The 24,793-nt window shown below is 69.9% G+C and carries 21 protein-coding genes and 1 riboswitch; of the genes, 8 read left to right on the top strand and 13 right to left on the bottom strand.

Features of this window, described 5'->3' with window-relative positions; genetic code table 11:
• Window positions 1-9: 9 nt before the first annotated feature.
• Entirely contained in the window at window positions 10-408 is a 399-nt protein-coding gene (locus MKK69_RS24395) for a DUF3775 domain-containing protein (protein WP_243972176.1), read from the bottom strand.
• A gap of 286 nt (window positions 409-694) precedes the next feature.
• Between MKK69_RS24395 and MKK69_RS24390 the strand changes: the two genes are divergently transcribed.
• Window positions 695-2,173 (top strand): hypothetical protein, encoded by a 1,479-nt coding sequence (locus MKK69_RS24390; RefSeq protein ID WP_243972174.1) that lies wholly within the window; start codon window positions 695-697, stop codon window positions 2,171-2,173.
• Window positions 2,174-2,233: 60 nt separating this feature from the next.
• Window positions 2,234-3,556: an HlyC/CorC family transporter gene (locus MKK69_RS24385; RefSeq protein WP_243972172.1), complete on the top strand. Its 1,323-nt coding sequence runs from the start codon at window positions 2,234-2,236 to the stop codon at window positions 3,554-3,556.
• On the opposite strand, the gene MKK69_RS24380 is transcribed toward MKK69_RS24385, so the two are convergent.
• A complete protein-coding gene (locus MKK69_RS24380) occupies window positions 3,482-4,744 on the bottom strand; it encodes an MFS transporter (protein WP_243972170.1) in 1,263 nt (420 codons plus the stop codon). The two genes, MKK69_RS24385 and MKK69_RS24380, sit on opposite strands and share 75 nt — an antisense overlap.
• A 173-nt stretch (window positions 4,745-4,917) precedes the next feature.
• Here MKK69_RS24380 and MKK69_RS24375 point away from each other — a divergent pair, with 173 nt between their 5' ends.
• On the top strand, window positions 4,918-5,817 hold the full coding sequence (locus MKK69_RS24375) for a LysR family transcriptional regulator (RefSeq protein WP_243972168.1): 900 nt from the start codon (window positions 4,918-4,920) through the stop codon (window positions 5,815-5,817).
• An 86-nt stretch (window positions 5,818-5,903) separates the two neighbouring features.
• Here MKK69_RS24375 and MKK69_RS24370 read toward each other — a convergent pair whose 3' ends face one another.
• Window positions 5,904-7,292 (bottom strand): aminotransferase, encoded by a 1,389-nt coding sequence (locus MKK69_RS24370; protein ID WP_243972303.1) that lies wholly within the window; start codon window positions 7,290-7,292, stop codon window positions 5,904-5,906.
• Between the two features lie 137 nt (window positions 7,293-7,429).
• On the opposite strand from MKK69_RS24370, the gene MKK69_RS24365 reads away from it, so the two are divergent.
• Together MKK69_RS24365 and MKK69_RS24360 are read left to right on the top strand one after the other, a co-directional pair.
• Complete coding sequence (locus MKK69_RS24365; RefSeq protein WP_243972166.1) at window positions 7,430-7,963, top strand: hypothetical protein; 534 nt, start codon at window positions 7,430-7,432, stop codon at window positions 7,961-7,963.
• Between the two features lie 80 nt (window positions 7,964-8,043).
• Entirely contained in the window at window positions 8,044-8,535 is a 492-nt protein-coding gene (locus MKK69_RS24360) for a glutathione peroxidase (RefSeq protein WP_243972164.1), read from the top strand.
• A 19-nt stretch (window positions 8,536-8,554) separates the two neighbouring features.
• Here the strand turns inward: MKK69_RS24360 and MKK69_RS24355 are convergent, their stop codons facing one another.
• The 4 genes from MKK69_RS24355 to MKK69_RS24340 form a co-directional block, all read right to left on the bottom strand.
• Window positions 8,555-8,869 carry a hypothetical protein gene (locus tag MKK69_RS24355; protein ID WP_243972162.1) on the bottom strand — a complete coding sequence of 105 codons (315 nt, stop codon included), beginning with the start codon at window positions 8,867-8,869 and terminating at the stop codon, window positions 8,555-8,557.
• Between the two features lie 137 nt (window positions 8,870-9,006).
• Entirely contained in the window at window positions 9,007-9,798 is a 792-nt protein-coding gene (locus MKK69_RS24350; RefSeq protein WP_243972160.1) for an ATP12 family chaperone protein, read from the bottom strand.
• A 46-nt stretch (window positions 9,799-9,844) separates the two neighbouring features.
• Window positions 9,845-10,510, bottom strand: a complete 666-nt coding sequence (locus MKK69_RS24345; protein WP_243972159.1) for an HAD-IA family hydrolase — start codon at window positions 10,508-10,510, stop codon at window positions 9,845-9,847.
• A 52-nt stretch (window positions 10,511-10,562) separates the two neighbouring features.
• A complete protein-coding gene (locus MKK69_RS24340; RefSeq protein ID WP_243972157.1) occupies window positions 10,563-10,922 on the bottom strand; it encodes a hypothetical protein in 360 nt (119 codons plus the stop codon).
• A 159-nt stretch (window positions 10,923-11,081) separates the two neighbouring features.
• Here MKK69_RS24340 and MKK69_RS24335 point away from each other — a divergent pair, with 159 nt between their 5' ends.
• Window positions 11,082-11,795 (top strand): alpha/beta fold hydrolase, encoded by a 714-nt coding sequence (locus tag MKK69_RS24335; RefSeq protein WP_243972155.1) that lies wholly within the window; start codon window positions 11,082-11,084, stop codon window positions 11,793-11,795.
• Here the strand turns inward: MKK69_RS24335 and MKK69_RS24330 are convergent.
• From MKK69_RS24330 to MKK69_RS24315, 4 genes are all read right to left on the bottom strand, one after another.
• Window positions 11,762-13,135 (bottom strand): RluA family pseudouridine synthase, encoded by a 1,374-nt coding sequence (locus tag MKK69_RS24330; RefSeq protein ID WP_243972153.1) that lies wholly within the window; start codon window positions 13,133-13,135, stop codon window positions 11,762-11,764. The two genes, MKK69_RS24335 and MKK69_RS24330, sit on opposite strands and share 34 nt — an antisense overlap.
• 248 nt (window positions 13,136-13,383) lie before the next feature.
• Complete coding sequence (locus tag MKK69_RS24325; RefSeq protein WP_243972150.1) at window positions 13,384-13,752, bottom strand: HigA family addiction module antitoxin; 369 nt, start codon at window positions 13,750-13,752, stop codon at window positions 13,384-13,386.
• 308 nt (window positions 13,753-14,060) lie between these two features.
• Entirely contained in the window at window positions 14,061-14,960 is a 900-nt protein-coding gene (locus MKK69_RS24320) for a substrate-binding domain-containing protein (RefSeq protein WP_243972300.1), read from the bottom strand.
• Window positions 14,961-15,171: 211 nt separating this feature from the next.
• Entirely contained in the window at window positions 15,172-16,881 is a 1,710-nt protein-coding gene (locus MKK69_RS24315) for a methyl-accepting chemotaxis protein (RefSeq protein ID WP_279598590.1), read from the bottom strand.
• A 349-nt stretch (window positions 16,882-17,230) separates the two neighbouring features.
• Window positions 17,231-17,425, top strand: a riboswitch (cobalamin riboswitch).
• 279 nt (window positions 17,426-17,704) lie between these two features.
• Between MKK69_RS24315 and MKK69_RS24310 the strand changes: the two genes are divergently transcribed.
• Together MKK69_RS24310 and MKK69_RS24305 are read left to right on the top strand one after the other, a co-directional pair.
• On the top strand, window positions 17,705-19,888 hold the full coding sequence (locus MKK69_RS24310) for a TonB-dependent receptor (RefSeq protein WP_243972146.1): 2,184 nt from the start codon (window positions 17,705-17,707) through the stop codon (window positions 19,886-19,888).
• Window positions 19,882-21,360 (top strand): PepSY domain-containing protein, encoded by a 1,479-nt coding sequence (locus MKK69_RS24305; RefSeq protein ID WP_243972144.1) that lies wholly within the window; start codon window positions 19,882-19,884, stop codon window positions 21,358-21,360. The genes MKK69_RS24310 and MKK69_RS24305 overlap by 7 nt, the downstream gene beginning before the upstream one ends.
• Window positions 21,361-21,519: 159 nt before the next feature.
• Here MKK69_RS24305 and xseA read toward each other — a convergent pair whose 3' ends face one another.
• Complete coding sequence (gene xseA, locus MKK69_RS24300) at window positions 21,520-23,202, bottom strand: exodeoxyribonuclease VII large subunit (protein WP_243972142.1); 1,683 nt, start codon at window positions 23,200-23,202, stop codon at window positions 21,520-21,522.
• Window positions 23,203-23,251: 49 nt separating this feature from the next.
• A complete protein-coding gene (locus tag MKK69_RS24295) occupies window positions 23,252-24,724 on the bottom strand; it encodes an MDR family MFS transporter (RefSeq protein ID WP_243972141.1) in 1,473 nt (490 codons plus the stop codon).
• Window positions 24,725-24,793 lie beyond the last annotated feature (69 nt).

Here is a 24,793-nt window from a genome sequence, read left to right as displayed (position 1 = left end):
GCGGGCCGTTCAGGCTTGCGGAAGCTCGGGGCTCAGCCCCATCGCGTCCAAACCCTCTTCCAGCAGGTCTCCGGCATCGGGCGAGCCGAGCAGTTCCTTCATGGCACCTTCGCCGGCGGCCTCGCGCTCGCGGGCGAAGCGCACCGCCTCGCCCCACTCCTCCGGCTCCATGTCGCCGCGCCCGACATAGAGCAGGGCCAGCAACTCCGCGCGGGAATCGTCGTCGAGCCCGGCGATCACGCCGCGCACCTCGGATTCCGTCGCATCGTCGGTGCCGGCGACGAGGACGTCGGTGGAGCCGTCGTCGATCGGGTTCGAACCCGAATCCGGATCGGTGTCGCCCTCCTTCACCTCGATCGCCCGCAACCGCATGACGATGTCGGTGACGGTCTCGACGGGGATATCCATGCGCTGATCTCCGGACGTGAATGGGTCGGGCCCGCCGGGCCCTCGAGCCGCGACAACGGGCGAGCGGGCGACGGGTTCGCCCCATCCCCATCGAAGGCCGCATGCGTGGTCCGCGCCACTTCCCGGCCCGACGTCCGTGGGTTAGAGCCGGGAAAATTTTTCGACGATCGGATCGATGCTGGCGATAGACGTGGTTTCTCAGAAGACGGCCCGAATATCGCTTGCCGATACCGTTTACTCCCAAGTCGATGATGGCAGGTTCAGGCGCGCCGCCGCGTGGCGCGCGTTGATCCCGATCTTCGGGGGGCTCGGGGCGCTGGTGGTGTCCGCGCTGATCGCGCCGGGCATCGTCGCGGCGCGTCCCGCCGGCATGGAAAGCGGCGCGCCGAGCTGCTTCGTTACCGGGGGTGGTGGGCTGGAGATCTGCCGGGACGGCTCGGAGGCCGAGGGCGTGCTGATCGCGCCAGCACCCTGCGCCTTCGTGCGCGGCGTCCAGATCCTGCGGCTCCCCCGCACTGAGGCGCCCGGTCCGATCCAGACTCTGTTCCAGGGTCAGACTCCGATCGCATCCCGCCGGGACGAGCCCTGTCCGGAGCGGCGCGCCACGGACAGCCGGGACGGCGGTTCGCTGCGCACCGGCCGGACCTTCGAGGCCCTGGTGACGACGCTGCCGCCCACGGCCGACCGGTTCTGGGTCGATCTGCCCGAGGTGCGCGGGCGGTCCCGCGGCTGGTCCGAGCCGACGCCGGCCGCCGAGGGGATCGGCCCGCGCGACCCGATCGCGGTCGCGGGGCGCGACTGGGCCGGCGAGGCCTACAGCTACGTGTTCCTGCTCGGACAGGAACGGGTCGCCGCGGCCGACGACTCGGACACGCAGACGCAGGGCCGCCGCGGCCGCCGGACGTCCGACCGGGACGATCCCGCCGACGGACCGGCCGATGTCCGGCGCCGGGTACAGATCGAGGCCCGCACCCTCGACTTCCAGAGCTTCGAGATCCGCACCCGCACCGCCGATGGCTACGGCCTCGCCTGGACCCCGTTCGCCCCCGGTTCGGGCCGGAGGGAGCCGCCCAATCCCGCGGCGGTGATCGACGAGGCCGGCAAGCCGGTGGCGTCCGCCTGCACGGCGCCTGCCTTCGAGACGCACGGGCTCGCCGGATCGATCAGCGTCGTCGATCACACCTACCACTACGTCTACACCGACGTGCTGCCCGAGGATTGCGGCCTCGCCCCCGAGAAGCGGCGTACGGCGCTCTACCTGCGCACCGCGCAGGACCTGTCGGGCCCGAAGGTGTGGTCCACGGCCCGAAAGCTTGCCGGGCCGCTGCCGCCGGGGAGCCTCGTGCGGGTGGCGCGGGCCAAGGGGATGCAGCGCTGGGCGGTGTCCTATACCTGCCAGCGGCCCGCCAACGCGCCGGGCGGTCCCGTGGCCGATATCTGCCTGCAATACACCACCGACATGAACCTCGACGGGATCGGTGCCCTCACGCTCTACGCGGATCCGGTGGAGGCCGGCCGCTCGCCGGCCTATCTCGGCCTGCGCTCGGGCGGCGACGGCAGCGGCCGCTATGACCGGAGCGCCCATTTCTGGATGACGGATGCGCAGGGCAACCTCGACACGCCGTCGATCTACCCCAGTAAGGCCGGGTTCCTGACCTGGCTCGACCGGCTGGCGCCCACCGCCTCCGGACGCGACACATCGAGCCTCTACGGCCGGCCGGTCTACTGGGCGACGTGGACGGTGCGCCGGATCGGCGCGCAATAAGCTGCGCGACCCGCTATATGGGCGGCCTTCCCGCCGCACGAGTCGTGCCTCTTGGAACCGATGGACACCCATATCGACCTGTGGTTCGCCGCGAGCATCGTGGTGATCTCGTTGCTGCTCTCGGCCTTCTTCGCGGGCGCCGAGACCGCCTTCACGGCTGCCTCCCGGGCCCGGATGCACGCCCTGGAACAGGCGGGCGATCCGCGCGCCGCCATCGTCAACCGCATCCTGGCGATTCGCGAGCGCTTCATCGGCGCGATGCTGATCGGCTACAACATCGTGGCGATCGGCGCCTCGGCCTTCACCACGAGCGTGCTCACGGCCCTATTCGGCAAGAACGGCGTGATCTACGCCACGGTCGGCATGTCGGTGCTGGTCATCGTCTTTGCCGAGGTGCTGCCCAAGACGCTCGCCATCTCCAAGCCCGACAAGGCGGCCCTGCTCACCGCCCGGCCCGTGGCCTTCGCGGTGGCGATCATGGGCCCGGCCGCCATCGCGATCGAGCACCTCGTGCGGCTGATGCTGAAGCCATTCGGCGTCACCATCGGTGAGCACCAGTCGATCCTCACCGCCGCCGAGGAGCTGCGCGGCCAGGTGGCGCTGATGCACCGGGAGGGCGGCGTCGCCAAGGCCGAGCGCGACATGCTCGGCGGCCTGCTCGACCTGTCGGACCTGTTGGTGTCCGACGTGATGGTCCACCGCACCAAGATGCGGGCGATCGACGCCGACCAGCCCTCCGAGGACATCGTGCGGGCGGTGCTGTCCTCGCCCTATACGCGCATGCCCCTGTGGCGGGGGACGCCGGAGAACATCGTCGGCGTGCTCCACGCCAAGGATCTGCTCCGGGCGCTCGACGCCGCGGGGGGGGACGCCTCGGGGCTCAAAGTCGAGGCGCTGGCGCTCGAGACGTGGTTCGTGCCGGGCACAACATCGCTGCGCGCCCAGCTCAAGGCCTTCCTCACCAAGAAGACCCATTTCGCCCTGGTGGTCGACGAGTACGGCGAGGTCATGGGCCTCGTGACCCTGGAGGACATCCTGGAGGAGATCGTCGGCGAGATCGCCGACGAGCACGACGTCACGGTCTCCGGGGTCCGGCCGCAGGGCGACGGTTCGGTGAACGTCGACGGCGGCGTCCCGATCCGCGACCTGAACCGGGCCATGGACTGGAACCTGCCGGACGAGGAGGCCACCACCATCGCGGGTCTCGTCATCCACGAGGCACGGACCATCCCCGACCAGGGCACCGCCTTCAATTTCCACGGCTTCCGGTTCCAGGTGATCCGGAAGACCAAGAACCGGATCACGACCCTACGGATCACGCCGCTGACTGCGACGGGGGTGCAGGCGAGCGGGCCGGCCGAGGCGCAACGCGACGCGGTGTGAGCCCGGCGTCGCATCAAGCCTGCGGCGAGCGTCCGTCCCTAAGAGAGAGAGAGCGAGCGCAGCGAGGCCAAACAGGCCGCCGAGCGCACAGGCACCCGACCAGCCGACGAGCACCCAGGTGAGGCCCGAAAGGCTCGAACCCAGCGCTGCGCCGATGAAGAACAGGCCGGTGAACAGCCCGTTCAGGCGCCCCCGCGCCTCCGGCCGCAGCATGTTGATCGCTCGTCGGCCCAGCGCCTGATCGGCGATGACACCCAGGTCGAGGATCACGGCCGCGAAAGCCATCACGGCGAGCGCGACCGGCCCCGGCATCCCGTCAGCGGATCCCGCCCCGCCCATGGCCGCCAGCACCATGGCCGCGATGACGCTCAGATGCGCGAGGATCGTCGCAGGTCGGGTCAGGCCCCTGTCGCCGGCGCGGCCGGCGATCGGCGCGATCACGGCGCCGGCTGCACCGGTCAGAGAGAAGGCGGCGATTCCGGTCTGGCCGAGGTTGAAGGGCGGCAGAGCGAGCCGCAGGGCCACCGTGGTCCAGAAGATCCCGAAGGCCGCCATGCAGAGCCCCTGATAGCCCGCCCGGCGCCGGAGGATGGGCTCCTCCTTGAGGAGCACAAGCAACGAAGCGAGCAGGCCGCGATAGGAGGTCTTCTGGGACGGCCGGCGCTCCGGGATGGTCCGTGCGATGATGATCGTGAGCAACGCGACGAGGCCGGCGAGCAGCCCGTAGAACCAGCGCCATCCGGCATATTCGGCGATTACGCTCGCGCTCGGCCGGGACAGCAGGATCCCGAGCATCAGGCCGGTCATGACGTTTCCGACGACGCGCCCGCGCTCGGCCTCCGGCGCGAGGCTGGCGGCGATCGGCACGAGCATCTGGATCGCGCTGGCGGTCAGCCCGATCAGGAACGAGGCGATCAGAAAGAGCGGCGCCGAGGGCGCCACGGCGGCCACGAAGAGCGCGAGCGTTCCGGCCGTGAGCGTCCGTCCGATGAGCCGACGATTCTCGATCAGGTCGGTCAATGGCACCAGAAGGAACAATCCGCCGGCGTAGCCCAGCAGCGTGACCGTCGTGACGAGGCTGGTTTCTGCTGCATCGAGCCCGAGCGACGGTCCGATAAGACCCGCGAGCGGCTGCGAGGCGAACAGGCTCAGAACGATGACGCCAGCCGCTATGGCTAGTGTTATCACGAAACTTCTAGAGGGTGTTCTGATGTTACCAGATCCGATAGACTGTGTATGAGCAGAGTAATTCATGAAAATCCGCCGAATTTGATCTTTCCAATGACCAAATCATAGCTCGCTGATTTTATAGTGACAATAAAACCGTTCCGAGATAGACTCTCACAAAAGTCGTGAGATTGATGTCGTCCCTGGACAGATACCGAACGTTCGTCGAGATCGTCGATCGCGGAAGCCTGACGGTCGCAGCCCGGCATCTTGGCGTGTCGCTACAATCGGTGAGCCGGGCGCTCTCGGGGCTGGAGAGCGAACTCGGGGTCGAACTGGTCCGTCGCACGACGCGTCGATTGCAGCCGACGGCGGCGGGTCTGTTGTTTCACGCCCGCATCAAGGCGGCGTTGATCGAGATCGACAGCGCGCGCGCGGAGATCGGCCGCGACAGCGAGCGCGTCGCCGGAACGTTGCGGGTCGGCGCCCCGGTCCTGTTCGCGCCGCGGCACGTCGTCCCGGCCTGCGTCACGTTCCTCGAACGGCACACGGAGCTCGAGATCGACCTGATCCTATCCGATGCGCAAGCCAATCTCGTCGATGAGCGGCTGGACGTCGCGATCCGGATCGGCGACCCCGGTCCGCTCCACCTGAAGATCCGCCCCCTCGCGCAACTGCGCCGGGTGATCGTCGCCGCGCCGGAATATCTCGCGCACCACGGCATGCCTCGGAGGCCGGAGGACCTGGGCAATCACGTCTGCGTCGTCCGGACCTTCGGGCCCGAAGGCGATGCGTGGCCCGTCGTGATCGACGGCCAGCCCGCGCGCATCCCGGTGCATGGGACTCTTCGCTGCAACGAGGCGACCGCAGCCAATGCGGCCGTCGCGGCGGGTGCCGGCCTCGGCCTCGCCCCGCTCTGGCAGATCCAGGCGGATCTCGATCACGGCCGCCTGAAGATAGTGCTCGCGGAATTCGAACCCCCGCCGATTCCGGTCCAGGCCGTCTGGCTCGGGGCCGCGGGGACGCCGGTACGAACGCGCCTGTTCGTCGAGACCCTCGCCCTCCATCTTGCGTTGGAGGGCTTGCGAAGCTGATCGAGCCGCGCCGCTCTCGATAAGCCATCCCGAGGACTGCGCGCAGGGAAACCGGCTTTACGAGCCAGGTTGCCGCTGCCCCCGCCTCAGCCCGGCATCGCCTCCAGCCCCTCGGCGCGGATCCAGTCGCGGGTGCGGTCGAGGGCCCGGCCGAGGCGGTCGAACAGCGCATCGATCTCGTCGGGGGTGATGATCAGCGGCGGACAGACCGCGACCCGGTCGCCGGCGAGCGACCGCACGATCAGCCCCTCGCCCTGCGCGAAGGTCACGCAGCGGGCCGCCACGCCGGCCTTCGGATCGTATTGCCGCTTGCTACCCTTGTCGGCGACGATCTCCAGCCCGCCGATCAGACCGAGGCCGCCCGCCTCGCCGACGATGGCGTGATCGGCGAGCGCCGAGAGCCGGCGCTGGAAGTGCGGTGCCTTCTCGGCCGCCCCCTCGATGACGCGGTCGCGCCGGTAGATCTCGATCGCCTTCAGCGCCACCGCAGCCGCGACCGGGTGACCGGAATAGGTCGTGCCGTGGCCGAAGGTGCCGAGCTTCTGGCTCTGGGCGACCAGGGCGTCGTCGAGCGCCGGGTCGATGCTCACGCCCCCCAGCGGCATGTAGGCCGAGGTGAGCGCCTTGGCGAAGGAGATCGAGTCCGGTTTGATCCCCAGGGCCTCGCTGCCGAACCACGTGCCGAGGCGGCCGAACCCGCAGATCACCTCGTCGGCAATGAGCCGGACATCGAACTTCGCCAGCACCGCCTGGATCGCCGGGAAGTAGCCCCGCGGCGGCACGATCGCCCCGCCCGCGCCCATCACCGGCTCGGCGATGAAGGCCGCCACCGTCTCGGGGCCCTCGCGCAGGATCGTCTCCTCCAGCTCGGCGGCGAGCCGGCCCGAATAGGCCTCCTCGGTCTCGCCCGGATGGGCGCCCCGATAGAAATGCGGGCAGGCGACGTGCAGGAAGCCCGGCAGCGGCAGGTCCCAATCGGCGTGGTTCGCCGTCAGGCCGGTCATGGAGGCGCTCGCCACCGTGACGCCGTGATAGCCCTTCTGCCGGGCGATGATCTTTTTCTTCTGCGGACGCCCCAGCGCGTTGTTGTAGTACCAGGTCAGCTTGACCTGAGTGTCGTTCGCCTCCGAACCGGAGGACGTGAAGAAGATCTTCGCGGTCGGAACCGGCATCAGCTCCTTGAGGGTCTCGGCGAGCTCGATCCCCGGATCATGGCTGCGCCCCGAGAACAGGTGCGTGAACGGCAGCCGCGCCATCTGCGCCCGGGCCGCCTCGACGAGTTCGGCGTTCGAATAGCCGAGCGCCGTGCACCACAGACCCGACATGCCCTCGATGTAGGAGCGCCCCTCCGCGTCGAAGACGTGGACGCCCTCGCCGCGCTCCAGAACCAGCGGGCCCACCTGCCGGTGCGTCGACAGGTTGGTGTAGGGGTGAAGCAGGGTTTCGACGTCGCGGGTCGCGAGATTCGAGAGCATCGGCTGCAAGGTCCTCATCCCGAGGGGATCGACCGCCACACTACCGACCCGAAGCACCGGCAGGTAGCCCGTCGGAACCGCGTCCGGCCGTTGCCGGACGCATGCCGCAAGCGACGGTGCCTGGCGACGCACGACCCATGCTGAATCCCGAAACCTTCGTGGCCCAGCCCGCTCCCGGCCGCAGCTGCGGTGCCTGCACGCTCTGCTGCAAGGTCTACGACGTGCCGGCGGTGGAGAGCGTGGCGGGTACGTGGTGCCGCCATACGCGGGCCGGACAGGGCTGCGCGATCCACGCCACCCGCCCCGACCATTGCCGGGCCTTCCACTGCCTGTGGATGACGGAGAGCTGGCTCGGGCCGGAATGGAAGCCCGACCGCGCCAAGATGGTGCTGGCCCTGGATCCGCTCACCCGCAACATGAACGTGCAGGTCGATCCCGGGCAGGCGAATGCGTGGCGGCGCGAGCCCTATTACGCGCAGCTCAAGCGCTGGGCCGTCGCCTCGGTGCCGCAGCGCCGGCACGTGCTGGTCCATGTGAACAAGAGCACGACCGTCGTCCTGCCCGACCGCGACGTCAGCCTCGGGGTGATATCGGCCGCGGACCGTATCGTCTCCCGCGAGCGGATGACGCCTCAGGGTCTGACCTTCGACGTGGAGAAGGCCCCCGCCTGAGTGCGGATCCGGCCTGACGGCGCGGCAGGTGGGGTACGGCGATCCTTGCGGCGCGGGTCGGTTTGCCCGACTGATCGCGCATGACCACGGTTCACGATTTCACCGTCACCGCCGCCGACGGCACGCCCTACCCGTTGTCCCAGCATCGCGGTCGGGCGCTGCTCATCGTGAATACGGCCTCCCGCTGCGGGTTCACGCCGCAATATGCAGGGCTCGAAACGCTCTGGCGGCGGTATCGGGACGCGGGCCTCACGGTCCTGGGTTTCCCCTGCAACCAGTTCGGCGCCCAGGAGCCTGGTGACGCCGCCGCGATCGAGCGCTTCTGCAGCCTGACCTACGATGTCAGCTTTCCGGTGCTCGCCAAGGTGGCCGTGAAGGGCCCCGGGATCGAGCCGCTGTTCGATCACCTGACCCGGACCCGGCCCGGATTGTTCGGCTCGCGGGCCGTGAAGTGGAACTTCACGAAGTTCCTGGTGGGTCGCGACGGCCGAGCCATCGCCCGCTACGCCCCCGGCACCAAGCCGGCCGCCCTCGAGGCGAAGCTGCAGGCGGCGTTGTCGGAGCCGGTGTGAGGCCGGTCCGAACGCAATCCTAAATCCCCCCGACCGCGACCGCTGCCGCGCCCCCGGACGCACCCCTCGGGCCGCACGCGCGCAGCACAGTCCGCAGGGAGGCCGCCGGAAAGGGGCGGACCGCCTCGCGTAGGATCCCGACGAGGAAGCGTACCTCCGCAATCTTGCGCAAGGTCAGGACCGGGGCGCCCCCGGCGACGGCCCGATCTTCGAGATCCCTCAGGGCGTCGAAGAGGGCATAGCGATCACGCGCATCGCCGTAGGATTGCATACGCGCGACGAGCGAGGTCATCTCGCCTTCGAACCTGCAACGAATGGTCTGATCGGCGTACATGGTCGACCCGGACGTGATGGGACAGACTTTAAATCAGTCTCCACCGCGTGTCAGCCGACGACACCGGGCACGCATCGCAAGTTTCGGTTTGTTGCGCGCGTGCATCGGCCGGGCCCGGCCGCCGCAGGGTAGGCCGCTCAGCGGCGGCCCTCCACGAAGTCGGCCGCGGCTTCGAACTCGGCGCGGCGGGCTTCGAGACGGGCCTCCGCCTCGGCGTCCCGGCCCCAGACCTCCGCTTGATAGGCCTCGTCGACATGGGCGGCCGCCCAGGCCTGCGCCGGCCTGAGGTGACCCCGGAGCACCGCCAGCGCGATCAGGAGCGAGCCGGTGAGCGTCGTCAGCGTGTGCAGGCCGGCCAAGCGGAACGGATCGGTCTCCGCCGTGACCGCGGCCGCGAGCGCCCGCACGGTATCGGGCGGCTGCTCCACGTGCATCACGCCCTCGCTGAGGATCACCCGGGCGCCGAACGCCTCCCGGGCCCAGGCGAGGACCGGATCCCAGGCCGCCCCCTGCGCGGCCACCAGCCGGTCGGGCTCCCCGGCCCGGTAGGCGACGAGATCGGTGACCGCATAGGCACATAGGTCGGCCGCCACCGCGTCCAGCCGGGGGGCGACGCCGTCGATGGCCGTGTTGGCGAGGCGGGTCAGGGGCATCCGCGCCGGATCGATCTGCGTCTCCTGGGCATCCCATTCGGCCGCGACCTTCTCGGCCAGAGCCCGGGTCGGCAGCCGGAGCGGGTTGCGGGCCGGCGTGTTGGCCGGACGCCCGTCCAGGGTCAGGCGGAAGCCCTCCGGCCCCTCGGAGACGCCGGCCTGCTTGTAGAACCGCTGGGGCAGGGCCGGCTTGGCATGGCCGCGGGCAGCCCGCATCGGGTCAGGCTTCTCATCCGCGCCCGGTCGGCCGAGCCAATCTGTCGTCTCATCGCTCATGGGTGCGAGATAGGCGTTCCCGGGCCCGCAAGCGAGCCTCCCGGTATCAGGATCGCGCCGCCGCGGATTCGAGGAGCCGAGCCTCCAGCGCGCTGGCGCTCGGCACCACGGTCGCGGCGCCGGCCTCATAGAGGGCCTCGGGCGGGTGATAGCCCCAGGCGACCCCGATCGAAGCGGCGCCGGCCGCGACGCCCATGGCGATGTCGAAGGTGGTATCGCCGACCATGATCGTGGCGTCGGGGGTGCAGCCGGCCTCGGCCATGGCCTGCTCGAGCATGGCCGGATCGGGCTTCGACGGGGCGTCGTCGGCGCTCTGCGTGGTGACGAACCAGTCCGTCCAGCCGTGATGCGCCACCAGCCGGTCGACGCCGCGGCGAGATTTGCCCGTGGCCAGGCCGATCAAGATATCGTCCCGGGCCTTCAGGCGGGCCAGAAGGTCGGCCATCCCGGGAAACAGCGGCTCCTCGTAGGCGGGATCGAGGCGCAGCCGGTTGTAGGCCTGCTTGTAGCTCTCCGAGAGTTCGGCGATCGGCCCGTCCTCCCCGACGAGGCGGCGGAACGCCTGCGGCAGCGACAGGCCCACCACCGACAGCGCCTCCCGCCGTCCCGGAGCGGGCAGGCCGTTCTCCGCGAAGGCGAGCCCCTGGGCGGCCACGATGAAGTGCTGGCTGTCGACGAGGGTCCCGTCGACGTCGAACACGACGAGCCTCATCGCCGGATTCGGGTCGGCGGCCGTCCGGGCGGCGGGGAATCGTAGGACCGCGTCACGGCTTCCGGCCCGGCTGGGTCGGCTGCCCGACGGGCTGTCCCGCCTGGCTGCGGGTCCGCTCGTAGCCGAGGCGGCAGCGGATCAGGAAGCGCCGCCTCTTGCCGCCGCGCAGGCCCCGCTGGTGCGAGGCGCGGTTGCAGGCCGCGTAGGATCGACGGCGGCGCTCCACCCGGGCGCTGACGGTCTGTCGCGACGCCGCCTCGCCGGGCGAAGCGGCCGGATGCGGCGTCGCCGTCTCGACCGGCGGGGCGCCGTTCGCCGGCAGCGCCGGCTTGGACGCCTCGCCCGGGGCGGCATGCGCGATCGACCCCGCAAGGCACAGGGCAGCGAGGCAGGCCAGCAGCGCGTGCTTCATACGTCAGGGTCTCGAACCGCCGGGGAACAGCGCCGCTTCGGATCGGCGGCGCGCCGGAGCATATGAGGCGGGGCGACCGGTTGCCAAGGTATCCGCCCGATGAGACCCGCCATCATGGCCCGCGTTTCACCCGCAACGAAGCGGACAGACGGTCCGGCGATGAACCTCCTCCTGCTCCCCGGCTTCATGACCGATGCCGATCTGTGGTCCGATGTCGCCGACCGACTCGCACAGGTCGGGCCGATCGCGCATGGCGACCTCAGTCGGGACGCCACGATCCGCGCCATGGCGGATCGGGCGATCGCCGCGGCGCCTGACCGATTCGCCCTCGTGGGCTTCTCCATGGGCGGCTGCGTGGCCCGGGAGATCGCCCGGCGCGCGCCGGAACGGGTGCGGGCGCTGGTGCTGATCGCGACCTCGGCCCGGGCCGACACGCCGGCCCAGGCACAGCGGAAGGCCGCCGCGGTCGACCATGTCCGCCGTCGGGGCTTCGCCGGCCTGAGCCGGTCGGCGATCCTCCAGTCGGTCCATCCGGAACGGGCCGGTGATGCGGCGCTGATCGCGCGCATCCGGCGGATGGGCGATCGGCTCGGCGGCCCGGTCTTCCTGCGTCAGGCCGGGCAGGCCCGGGACTCCGACCAAGCGCGGCTCGGCCTGATCGCCTGCCCGACGCGCGTCGTGGCGGCCGCCCAGGACGCCCTGCGCGGCCTCGACGAGGCCCTGGAACTGCAGGCCGGCATCCCCGGCGCGGTGCTGACGGTGCTCGACGGGTCGGGGCATATGCTGCCCCTGGAAGCCCCCGCCGCCCTCGCCGATGCGATCGTGCCGTGGCTGATGGCTCAGGCCTCCGGTGCCTCGACGATCGGGTCGTAGCGGGCGGCGTCGAAGCCCAGGAGGTTCCAGCTCTGGGCCATGTGGGGCGGCAGCGGCGCGCTGACGTCCACGGGCCGGCCGGTGCGCGGGTGCGGGATCACGATCCGGCGGGCGAGCAGATGGAGGCGGTTCTGGATGCCGCCCGGCAATTCCCAGTTCTCCACCGAGAAATATTTCGGGTCACCCACGATCGGATGGCCGATATGGGCCGCATGGGCGCGCAGCTGGTGGGTCCGCCCGGTGACCGGCTTGAACGACAGCCAGGACAGCTTCTGGGCGGCCTGATCGACCATCGCGTAGTAGGTCAGGGCGTGGCTCGCACCCTCGTCGCCGTGCTTGGCCACGCGCATGCGCGCGTCGGCGTCGGTGAGTTCCTCCTTGGCGAGGTAGGTCGAGACCCGCCCCTGCCGGACCCGCGGCACGCCCGCGGTGAGCGCCCAGTAGATCTTGCGCGCGGCGCGCGAGCGAAAGCTCTTGGCCAGGGTCGCGGCGGCAAGCCGGGTCTTGGCGACGATCAGGCAGCCGGCCGTGTCCTTGTCGAGCCGGTGCACGAGGCGCGGCTTCTGGCCGTCGGGCCCGGTCAGCGCGGTGAGCAGCCCGTCCACGTGCCGGACCGTCCCCGACCCGCCCTGGACCGCGAGGCCGAAGGGCTTGTTCAGGATCATCATGTCGGCGTCCTCGTAGAGGATCAGCGAGCGGATGAAGTCGGCGTCGTCCTGGTCGCGCCCGGCATTGCGCGGGCGCTCGGTCGGCTGGTCGAGGCGCAGCGGCGGCACGCGCACGCTCATGCCGGGCTCCAGCCGGTCGTTGGGCTTGGCGCGCTTGCCGTCGACCCGCAATTCGCCCTTCCGGACGATGCTCTGCACCCGGGTGAAGGGCAGGAGGGGAAAGCGCGCGGTGAGGAAGCGGTCGATGCGCATGCCGGCCTCGTCCGGCTCGACCGTCAGGGTCTGCACGCCCGAGGCGAGGGTCGCGGAGGCGGCGGCGCGCTGCTCGCGCCGGGTCGGGCCGGCGGGTGGGGCAGGGGGCGGGACCGGAGCCTCGGGGCGCTTCGCGGCGGGTCTGGGGGCGGATCTGGTACGGGCCGGCGCAGGGGCGGGCCGCCCGGGCGGGCCTCCCGAGGCGATGCGGGGCTTCGGCTTCGCGGCCGCCTGGGGGGTACCCTGCGCGGTCCAGGGATCGCGCGCGCCGGCATCGTCGCCGCGGTTCCGGGCCGCACGCTCGGCGGCATCGCGGGCGGAGGTACGGGGGCCGGTGCGGGCACGCCCGTCAGCCTGGAACTTGCCGGCCGGGGGCCTGCGCCCCTTCGAGCCGCCGCGGGGGGGTGGTCGTGTCGTCATGATTCCGCCAGCACCCGTCTCCGCTTCGGACGGAACGTCCGGGCGCATCGGCCGCGGCGTCGCGGACGTCCGGACCCATGGGGTCGCTGGGCTCTATCATCGCGGAGGCGCAGCGGCAAAGGCGCCGGGCGCCGCCGGTCCTCGCCTCAACCCGCCTCAGGGGGATGGGCGCATTCGTCCCCGCGCCGATCGGCCCTCCGAGGAGGGCGGTTTCGGCTTCACCGCTACCCATCCCTGGGGGGGCGGCATCACCTGGACGCGTAAACGCGCTTGATGATCGGCTGAGGCCGCTCGTCGGGCCCATGGCTGCCCGTGTCCGTGCAGGTGGCCGCCAGCTCATTGCGGATCGCGCCGGCGTTCTTCCGCGCCTGGGCAATGTCGAAGCGCGTCTGCATCTCCATCAGCGTTTCCATCCCGCATCCGAACGCGATTTCGATCCGCAGAGCCAGATCGGCTGTGAGACTGGTTTTCTCCGCGAGAAATTCGGACAGGACTTGGCGCGGAACGCCGAGCCTGCTGGCGGCGCTCATGGCCGTCAAATTGCGCGGTTCCAGGATCTGCCGACGCACGAAACCTCCCGGATGACCAGGATTTTCCAGTCGATACGTCGTGTGCATTGCGCGCTCCTCACGCGATACCGACCGGCCATATCCCGGTCGCCCGACAAGAGCTTGGCGGACGCAATCACGAGGTCTTCGATATCCCGACATGTGACCGCCAAGAACCGCACGGTTTACGCGGCGGAACACGTTTCGTTCCATGTTTGTTATATTGTATAAATACTATAGAATTCTATTTTACATCAATATTATATTCATCGATAAGATATAACATGCTGATATAATGGCTGATATTTCTTCGAAAACATACAGGATGAGGAATTGGACCGGTGCCGGGCCGATCTCCGCGATCCCGGATCTGTCATCTACCGTCCTTCCGTCAGGCACTCGCCGCGTGGCGCGTCGTCCATGCAGGTGCCGCACGCCCATGTCCGCAGATAGCGCGGCAGCGTCCGGTCGGTGACGAGGTCGAAGGGAATCCAATCGTATTGCTGGACCGGCTCATGCCGGATCAGCTTGACGGCATCGTCGACGGCGCGTCCGCCCTCCAGGGCCGCATCCTGGAAGACGGTCACGTGAATCCGCTTGCGATGCATCGCCTCGATGCCGTCGAGTGTCCCATCCACGCCGCCGATCAGGATCTGTCCTAGAGGAATCCCGGCCGCTTCGAGCGCGTCCGCCGCGCCGATCGCCATCTCGTCGTTGTTGGCGGCGATCGCGTCGATCTTCCGGCCGTCGGCCAGCCATTTCGCCACCAGGGACGCGGCCCGCTTGCGGTCCCAGTCCGCCGCAGCTTCCTCGACGACCGTGATGCCGGGAACGCCCGCCAGCACCTCCTTCGCCCCTTGCGTCCGCAGGGCCGAGGCTGAGTGGGAAGCCGGCCCCCGGATGATCGCGAGCCGTCCCTGGCCGTTCATCATCTGCGCCAGCATGGTCATCTGCAGCCGTCCGGCCACGAGGTCGTTCGGGAGGGCGAGCGCGACCCGCCCGGCGAACCAGTCCTCGCGCGGGCCATTGTTCACGTAGACCAGGGGGATGTCGGCATCCTGCGCGAGCCGGGTGATCTCCGCGGTGGCGGCGGCCTCCACCGGCAGGACGATCAGCGCCTCGACCTTGTCGCGGATGAAGGCCTTGATCTGCTCGATCTGCTTCGCGCCATCCCCGGTTTCGGCATGGGCGAACAGCACGGATTGGCCAGGATAAGCCTTCACGCGCTCTTGGATGCCGTCGCGGAGGAACTGAAAGAACGCCACGGGCGGGACCATCGTCACGCCGATCGTCCGGGCGGAGGCGGGGGGCGCGCCACAGCCCGCGGCGATACCGAGGACCAGCGCCAATCCCGAAGCTCTCAGGCGGGAGGATGCGACGGCAAAAAATCGGGGTCTTGCTGGCATGAGCTCATGTCTCTGCGGGTGAGCCCGAGGGCGGGAGCGGCCAGCGACGCGATCGACGGCCTCGGGGCGCTGCGTGGTGGCTTCAGGCCACCCGGATGGTGCGGAGGAACTGGGCGACCTCGCCGCCGAGGTGTTCCGCCTGCCCGGACAGCGCATTGGCCGCCTCCAGCACCTGACCGGCGGCGGATCCGGCCTCCTGGGCCCGGTTCGCGACGCCGGTGATCGTGGCCGTGACCTCCCCGGTTCCGGTCGCCGCCTGGGTGATGTTGCGTGCGATCTCCTGGGTGGCGGTGTTCTGCTCCTCGACCGCCGCCGCGATCGAAGCCGCCGCCGCACTCAGGTCCTGGATGCGGGTGGTGATGCCGCCGATGGCCGTGACCACATCGGAGGTGGATCCCTGGATGGTCGCCACATGCTGCGCGATGTCGTTCGTGGCCGCTGCGGTCTGGGTCGCCAAAGCCTTGACCTCGGCCGCCACCACGGCGAATCCGCGTCCGGCCTCCCCGGCGCGGGCGGCCTCGATCGTGGCGTTCAGCGCCAGAAGGTTGGTCTGCTTGGCGAGAGTCGAGATGATGCCGACGATGTCGCCGATCTGGGCGGCCGCCCCGCTCAGCGCCTGCACCAAAGCAGCCGTCTGCGCGGCCTCCCCGGCGATGCCGTTGGCCATGGCGGAGGAAACCTCGGCCTGACGACCGACTTCGCGGACCGACGATTCGAGATCCCCGGCAGCCTTGGCCACCATCTTGACGTTGGCGGCGGCCTCCTCCGCCGCGGACGCCACGGCGGTGGACTGCACCGCCGTCTCACTGGCGATCCCCGTCATGGACCGGGCCGTCCCGCGCAGTTGCGTCGAGGCCGTGGCGAGCGTGGTCACGATCCCGCCGACCGCCGTCTCGAAGCGGCCGGCCATTTCGGCCATCTCCTGTCGGCTCTGCGCCTCGGCCTGCAGGCGCGCCTCGGCCGCCTCCTGCTCGAGGGTTCTGGACCGTCGCATGTTCTCCTGGAAGACCCGTAGGGTTCCGGCCATGGCGCCGATCTCGTCCGTGCGATCGCCCGCGGGAACCGCCACGTCGGGGTCGTTCTCGGCGAGGCGCCGCATGATGCCGGTCATCGTCATGAGCGGCGTGGCCACCCTGCGGATGATGAAGCCGCTGACGACGAGGGTCAGGATCGCCACGATGCCCAGAGCGGCGGCCACCGAGAGAGTCGACGCCCGGCCGACCGCGTCTGTCGCCGCGGTCTGATCGGCGACCCGCGTCTGGCGATAGGTGAGGACCGCGCGGACCGCCTTCCGGAATGCCTCCGCGTCCTCGCCGAAGGCGCCGAACACGACCGTATCGGCCAGGGCGTGCTCGCCGGCCCGATCGAGCGCGGACACTTGGCTCTCGAGCGCCAGAAAATGCTGCCACGCCTCTCGCAGCCGATGTGCGAGCGCCTGCTCCTCCGGGCCGGATACGGTCGGCGCATAGCGACTCCAGGCCGTCGAGAAAGCTTGCTGCGCCGTCTCGAGCTGGGCCTCGTAAGACCGCGCCTGGTCCTTCCCGCGCGCGTTATGAGCCAGGATATCCAGGGCCCGAAGTTCCTGGCTCTCCTCGTTCATGAGGCCCAGATTGGCCACGGCATCGATCTCGCCGACCACCGACTGTGCGGCCTGGTTGATCAGCCCGACACGGCTGATCGCGAATATGCCGATCAACATAGACAGTATGAAGAGGACAACGAATGATCCAGCTATCAGTTTTCTCAAGCTAAAAATGGATCTTTTTTCCGTACTATGCACATCTTGCGACATTCGCCTAACCGTCTCAAAATCAGTGCCGATTCGGTCAGGTTATAATACGCAACATCAACGCGCGCACCCTAACAGATTGGTTGAATTTTGAGACAAGAAATTCCATTTCGACAAAATGCAAAATCTTTAAGCATTTGATGCGTAACTATTGGTAAGTAAATAAGGGATTGCATGGCAGGAAAAGCTATTAAATTCGCATCTGTAAAACCCACAAAAACGATGCGTGCTCAGCAGACGCCCTAAAATTACGGCACAGATTCGTTTGTCCGCTGAAGATGGCGTACCGACCTTCGCGCCGCTGGATCCCCAGGCAGGGTATTCCCGACGCTTGACGCGCCAGGCGCGTGCAGCCAAGCTTGTGTCCGACGGTTCCCTTCGGGGATCAAAAGGGAACGCGGTGAGGGATCCGTCCCGAGGCCGTGGCTGCCCCCGCAACTGTAAGCGGCGAGCCCTTCACCACCACGTCACTGGGTAATCCCCGGGAAGACGGTGCGAGGGCGGTGACCCGTGAGCCAGGAGACCTGCCGTCAGCCGTGGTCACACGCGAAACGCGTCGGGCGGGGTGTCCTGGCGGGTGTCGAGACGCCCGTGCGCCCGCACGGTCGGCGAGGCCTCGTTCGCGGTGACGTGCCACAGCAAGCGCGCCCGCGACGCCAGTCCCGATGTCCGTTCCCGCCGTCTCGTTTCGTTCGACCGTGAGCCCACGACGCAGTCCCGCGCTCGTCGGCGGTCCGCGATCCGGACGATCGAGGAATTGCAGTGTTATTACGTTGCTTATAGGACGATCAGGCCGGCGGGAGCTGCGCACGGACCTTTCCCCGACATGTCCCCATCGATCCATCACCCCCGCTCCGGCGGGTCCGCCCCGGTCTGCGGCCTGCTCCTCACACTCCTGGCAAATCCCGCCGCGGCGCAGGAGGCCGTCACCCTGGACGAACTCTCCGTCCAAGGCTCCGGTGGCGATCCGAACCGCGTCACGCCGAACGGCCTCAACCTGCGCACGCCCGACCGGACCGCGAGTCGGATCGGCCTGACACCCCTGGAGACGCCGGCGAGCCTCGACATCGTGTCGGGCGAGACCGCCCGGCTGCGCGGCCAGGATACGATCGCCGAGGCCGTGACCCAGGACGCGACCGGCATCACCACGATCGCGGCACCCGGCAACGGCAACGGCGCCTTCACGTCCCGCGGCTTCGCAGGCCCGAACTCAATCCAGCAGCTCTATGACGGCACGCGCTTCTACGTGGGTGCGAACACCGTCACCTTCCCGTTCGACACCTGGAACGTCGAGCGGATCGAGGTGCTGCGCGGGCCGTCCTCGGTGCTCTACGGCGACGGCGCCATCGGCGGCGTGATCAACGTGGTGCCGAAGAAACCGGTCTTCGTGCCGATCAATACGGCCCGCGCGGTCATCGGGACGGACGGGGTCGCGCGGCTCGCCCTCGATTCCGGCGGGGCGCTCGGACAGGTCGAGTTCGGCGACACCTTCGCGTACCGCCTCAGCGTCAGTGGCAACTGCGCCGACGGCTGGGTCCGGCCGGAGGGCGATTTTCGCAATCTCGCGGTCTCGGCCGCCCTGCTGTTCCAGCCGAGCCCCGACCTCGCGTTCACGCTCAGCCACGATCTCGGCTACCAGGAGCCGGCGCGCTACTGGGGCACGCCGCTCGTCGGGGGCCGGATCCCGGACCTGATCCGGTTCAACAACTACAACGTCCGCGACGCGAAGATCACCTGGGCCGACAACTGGACCCAGCTCAAGGCCGAGTGGTCGCCCTCGGCGGACATCACGGTGCGCAACACCGCCTATCGGCTGACCAGCCGGCGCCATTGGCTCGACGTCGAGCAGTATTCCTACAGTCGTGGCTCCGGGCTGGTCGACCGGAGCGACGATCTGGAAATCTATCACAGCCAGGAGCAGGTCGGGGACCGGCTCGACGCGAGCCTTAAGGGCAGCCTGTTCGGCCTGCAGAACGCGTTCGTGGCCGGCTTCGACGTGAACCACATCGACTTCCGCCACACGAACAATTTTTACTTCGACCAGACCACCAGCGTGCCGCTGACCGGCTACGATCCCGGCTATTTCCCGCAGGACGGGCGAGCGCGGCCGGCCTACGCCACCCAGACGAGCCAGGCCTCGGTCTTCGCCGAGGATCGCGTGATTTTATCCGACAGGCTGTCGTTCCTCACCGGGGTGCGCCTCGACGTGCCGACCCTCCACCGGGAGGATCTGCAGACGGGATCGCGATTCGAAAAAACCTACCGCGCCCTCGGCTACCGGTTCGGTCTCGTCTACAACCCGACGCCGGACAGCGCGCTCTACGCCCAGTACAGCGTCGCCACCGACCCGGTGAACAGCCTGATCACCCTGTCGCAGTCCCTGGCGGGCTTCAAGCTCGCCACGGGTGACCAGGTCGAGATCGGCACCAAGGGTCTCGCCTTCGACGGCGCCCTCGAATGGACGGTCGCCGGCTACCGGATCGTCAAGGACAATCTGATCTCGGCCGTGCCGGGGCAACCGACGCTCTCCACGCAGGTCGGAAGCCAATCCTCGCAGGGGTTCGAACTGGCGCTGGGCTGGCGGTTCGCGCCGGGCTGGCGGCTCGACGGCAACCTCGCGCTCCTGCACGCGCAGTACGACCGGTTCGACCAGACCGTGAGCGGCGCCACCGTCTCGTATGCCGGCAACCAGCCGATCGACGTGCCCGAGCGCGTGGCCAACCTCTGGCTGACCTGGGATCCCGTCCGCGACTGGACCGCGCGGATCGGTCTGCAGAACGTGGGACAGGTCTACAGCGACTTCGGCAACACGGCGCGGCGCCCGGCCTACAGCCTCGTCAACCTCGTCCTCGACCATCAAGTGACGGCCGAATCGCGCCTGAGCCTGCGCGTCTACAACCTGTTTGACAAAGTCTACGCGATCAGCGGCAACGCCGCGAACGGGGTGGGAACCAACTGGCTGCTCGGGCGGCCAAGATCGGCCGAGGTCGCCTATACGGTGACGTGGTGAGGCGGCCGCGGCGGGTCGCCAAGGCGGGGCGGCGCTGGCTGCTCCTGTTCCACCGTTGGGCCGGAATCGCCGCGGGGCTGTTCTTCGCCCTGTGGATCGGCTCCGGGCTGGTCATGCTCTACGTGCCGTTCCCGACGCTCACCGAGACCGAGCACCTGGCACGGCTGGATCCGATCGCCTGGGATCGGGTCTCGGTTGCGCCGGACGACGCGCTCCGCGCCGGCGGCCTCGTCGGCGTACCCGCGGCCTTCGTACTGGAGATGCGCGGGGCGGAGCCCGTCTACCGGATCAGCCAGCACGACGGGACCCGGGCGACGGTCTCGGCGCGGACCGGGGAATTGCTCGGGCCGGTGACGCCCGGCGAGGCGCTGCGTCTCGCGGCCGCGGGTTTTTCGGATGCGGGCGTCGAGCCGGTGGAGCGCGACCAGTGGACCGTCACGGCCCAGTACGATCCGCTCCGGCCGTTCCTAAAGGTCGCCCTCGGCGATCCGGCGGGAACCGAACTCTACGTGTCTCAGGTCACCGGCGAGATCGCCCTCGACACGACCCGGTCCGAGCGAGCCTGGAACTGGGTTGGCTCGGTGGCGCACTGGATCTACCTCACGCCCCTGCGCGCCCGCGCGGAGCTGTGGCGGACGCTCCTGCTCTGGCTGTCGGGGTTCGCGTCCCTCGGGGCGCTGAGCGGCCTCCTGATCGGGATCTGGCGGCTGCGCCTCCGGCGACGCTACGCGGGCGGCGCCGTGACGCCCTATCGGGGGCTTGCGCGCTGGCACCACCTGCTCGGCCTCGCGGGCGGGATCGGCCTGGGCGCGTTCATCGTGAGCGGCTGGATCTCGATGAATCCGAACCGCTGGTTCTCGTCGGTCCGGCCGCCCGCGGAGTTGCTTTCCGCCTATGCCGGAACGCCGCCGCCGCTCGGGCTCAACCCGCGGCAGCTGCAGGTTTTCGCCGCGCCGGAGACCCGAAGCCTGCGATTTGCCGCCATCGGGGGAGACTGGTGGATCGTCGCCCAGGCGCCGGAGTGCGTCCGCGCCGCCGGGGCGGAGGGCGGCCACCTCGAAGCCGGCACCATCGCCCGTGCGGCCGCTCGGGCTGTGCCGGGCGGCTCCCTGCGGACGGCCAAGCAGCTCTCCGCCTACGATGCCTACTGGTATCCCCACGGCGCCGATCCGCGGCCGCTCCCGGTGCTGCGCCTGCGCTTCGACGATCCGGCCTCGACGTGGCTCCACATCGACCCCCGGGACGGGAGGATCCTGCAGCGGCTGGATCACTCGGGCCGGATCAGCCGCTGGCTGTTCGATGCCCCGCACCGCCTCGACCTGCCGGGGCTCACCGGAAACCGCCTGCGCCACGATGCGGGCCAATGGATCCTGAATCTCCTGGCGGCGTCCGTCGCGGTGACCGGGATCGTTGCGGGCTGGCGCAGGCTGCGGCGGACCCCGTCCGCTCCGGGGAGGTCAGGCGGGTTCTGAGAGCCGATCGATCGGCGGCTTCTGCGTCGCCCGGCCGCAAGCGCCGCGGCCGACCGGACCGAACGTCAGCCGTGGCACACGCGCCGCGGCCGAGGAGGGGCTGCCGGACATCCCGTGCCGACGGCGGCAGCCTGCGCGTGCCGTGGCGAGAATGCCCGCTCAGGCCTCGAACAGGGATCCCTGTCGGGTCGCTGCGGCACGCGCGCTGGCTCGCCGTCCGGGCGTGGGGGACGCGGGCGTGCTTCCGCGACGCCCGGGCTTTGGCGGCAGGGACGGATCGGATGTCCCCTCGGGCACGGCGGCGACGGTCCCGTCGGAGAATTGGAGGCTGAGGCGGGCGGCGGCGGCGGCCTCCGCAGCCCGGCGGACCGGCAGGCCGGCGGCGTCGCGCACCAGCACGTAGCCGCGGTCGAGCACGGCGCGGTAGCTGAGCGAGCCCAGGAGCTGCGCCAGGCCCTCCAGACGGTCGCGCCGCCGCTCGACGCCGCGCGCACCGGCCTGGGCGTGCCGGTCGGACAGGGCGAGCAACCGGTCGGCGCGGCGGGCCTGGAGGGCGCGGGCCCGCTCCAGGCTCGCGTCACGGGCCACGACGAGCCGGCGCCCGAGCTGGACCAGGGCCTCGCCCTTGCGCTGCACGTCGTTGCGCAGGGCGGTCAACGGCCGGTGATCGATCCGCCCCAACCGCGCGCGGGCGTTGGCCAGCGCCACGTCGGGGGAGCGCCGGGCCATCCGGTCGAGGAGGAGCTGGAGCCGGGCGCGGTGGCGGCTGGCGCCCGCGGCCAGCGCCGGGGCGAGGCGGGCTTCCGCGAGGTCGAGCCGCTGGCGTTTGGCCGCCAGGAGGGCGTCGGCGCCGGGCAGCGCCCGCCCGAGCGCCCGCAGGTCTGCCCGGTCGCGCTCGATCCGGCGCCCGACCGCGCCGATGCCCCGGGCGGACAAATCCGCGACCGTGGCGATCAGGTCGGCCCGGACCGGCACGGCCATCTCGGCGGCCCCCGTGGGGGTCGGGGCGCGGCGATCGGAGACGTAGTCGATCAGCGTGGTGTCGGTCTCATGCCCCACCGCCGAGATCAGCGGGATCGCGCTCTCGAAGGCGGCGCGGACCACGCATTCCTCGTTGAAGGCCCAGAGATCCTCGATCGAGCCGCCACCGCGGGCGACGATCAGCACGTCCGGGCGCGGGATCGGACCGCCCTGCGTCAGCGCGTTGAAGCCGCGGATCGCGGCCGCGACCTCCTCGGCCGCGCCGTCGCCCTGGACACGCACCGGCCAGACCAGCACGGGCCGCGGGAACCGATCCTCCAGCCGGTGCAGGATGTCGCGGATCACGGCCCCGGTGGGTGAGGTGACGACGCCGACCACCCGCGGCAGATAGGGGATCGCCCGCTTGTGCTCCGGGGCGAACAACCCTTCCGCGGTGAGCTGTTTCTTGCGCTCTTCCAGCAGGGCCATCCAGGCGCCGAGGCCCGCCGGCTCCAGGCTCTCGACCACGATCTGGTACGAGGACTTGCCCGCGAAGGTGGTGATGCGGCCAGTGGCGATCACCTCCAGCCCCTCCTGGGGCTTCTGGCGCAGACGCCCGAACACGCCCTTCCAGACCACCGCGTCGATCCGGGCCTGCCCGTCCTTCAGGGAGAAATAGGCATGGCCGGAGCCGTGCTGCCCGCGGTAGCCCGAGATCTCCCCGCGCAGGCGCACATGCCCGAACGCGTCCTCGAGGGTGCGCTTGAGGGCGCCCGCTAGATCGCCGACCGTCCATTCCGGCTGGTTGGCGGTGAGCACGCTGGTCGGCGGGATATCCGAAGCGGGCTGGGACGCGGGGCGCGGGGGCGGCACGAGGGGCATGGCGGGACGCTAGGCGGCCTGCGTCGCAAGGTCAAAGTCCGGGGCCGGCCTACTCGACCGCGAGTTCGCGCGGCGCGTCCGAGATCGCGACCCGCGGCACCAGCAGCGACAGCACGAGTGTCAGCGCCGCCACCGCGAAGACCGTCCAGAAGGTGCCGTGGAGCGCGTGCTGGAGTCCGGCCCGGATCGCGTCGCCGCCGGCGCCCAGGCTTCCCGGATCATCGAGGAGGCGCCGGAGCTGGTCGGAATCCACCGCCGGCCCGCTCGACGGGTGCGCGAGCCGATAGTTCAGCACCGCTCCCAGCACGGTGGCCCCGAGGGTCGAACCGAGGTTGCGCGCGAAGATGTTCGAGGCGGTGGCCGCCCCGCGCTGCGCCCAGGCGACGCTGTCCTGGATGATCACGATGGCGGCGGTCGACAGGAAGCCCATGCCGAGGCCCATCACGACCGAACCGCAGGCCGCCACGACCGGCGACGTGTCCGGTGTCAGCGCTATGAAGACGCTTGCGCCAAGCGGCAGCAAGCCCGCTCCGATCAGCAGGATCGGGCGCAGGCCGAAGCGCACGAAGCTGCGCGCCGCCGTGGTGGCGCCGATCGGCCAGCCGAGCACCATCAGGGTCAGGGTCAAGCCGGCGATCAGGGGCGATTGCCGCAGCACACCCTGCACGTACATCGGCAGGAAGGCCGTGAGACCGATCACCGTCATGCCGGAGAGCAGCGTCGCGGTGTTGGCGGTGGCGATCGGGCGCTGCAACCACAGGCGGATATCGAGCATCGGGTCCGGGGCGCGCCGCTCTTGGAGCACGAACAGGATTGCGGCGATCACGAAGGCCACGCCCGGCCACAGGGCGGCGGCGGGCGAGTCCCCCGCGGCGGTCAATGCCATCATCAGCGCCGCGATGGCGGCGGTCAGCAGGGCCGCGCCGAGGGCGTCGGTCCGGCGGCGGCTTCGCTCCACGCCCTCATGCAGGAAGCGCAGGAACAGCCCGGCCGCGATCAGACCGATGGGCAGGTTGATCCAGAAGATCCAGGACCAGCTCAGATGGCCGATGATCAGGCCGCCGACCAGCGGGCCGGCCACCGAGGAGATGCCCCAGACGCTCGCGAGGTAGCCCTGGATCCGGCCGCGCTCCCGCGCCGAATAGAGGTCGCCGACCACTGTCAGGCTCACCGGCTGGATCGCCCCCGCGCCGATGCCCTGCACGAGGCGGAACAGGATGAGCGAGGGCATCGACCACGCAAGTCCGCACAGCAGGGAGCCGAGGAGGAAGACCGCGATGCCGAACATCAGCACCGGCCGGCGCCCGTAGAGGTCGGACAGCTTGCCGAATACCACCGTGGTGGCCGTCTGGGTGAGCAGGAAGGACGCGAACACCCAGGCGTAGAGATGCAGGTCGCCGAGCTGCCCGGCGATCTGCGGCATCGCGGTGGAGACGATCGTCGCCTCGATGGCGATCATGAACATCGCCGCCATGACCGCGGCAAGAACCAGCGGGCGGCGCGTCTGAGGGGGAATCGACATGGCGCCGATTTAGGCCCCGGCGGGCACGTCACCCAGTTTCCCGGCAGCGCGGCGCGGCCTCCGCCGCGA

This window comes from Methylobacterium sp. J-026 (assembly GCF_022829585.1).
Lineage (GTDB): Bacteria > Pseudomonadota > Alphaproteobacteria > Rhizobiales > Beijerinckiaceae > Methylobacterium.
This window is presented reverse-complemented; position numbering and strand designations above follow the sequence as displayed.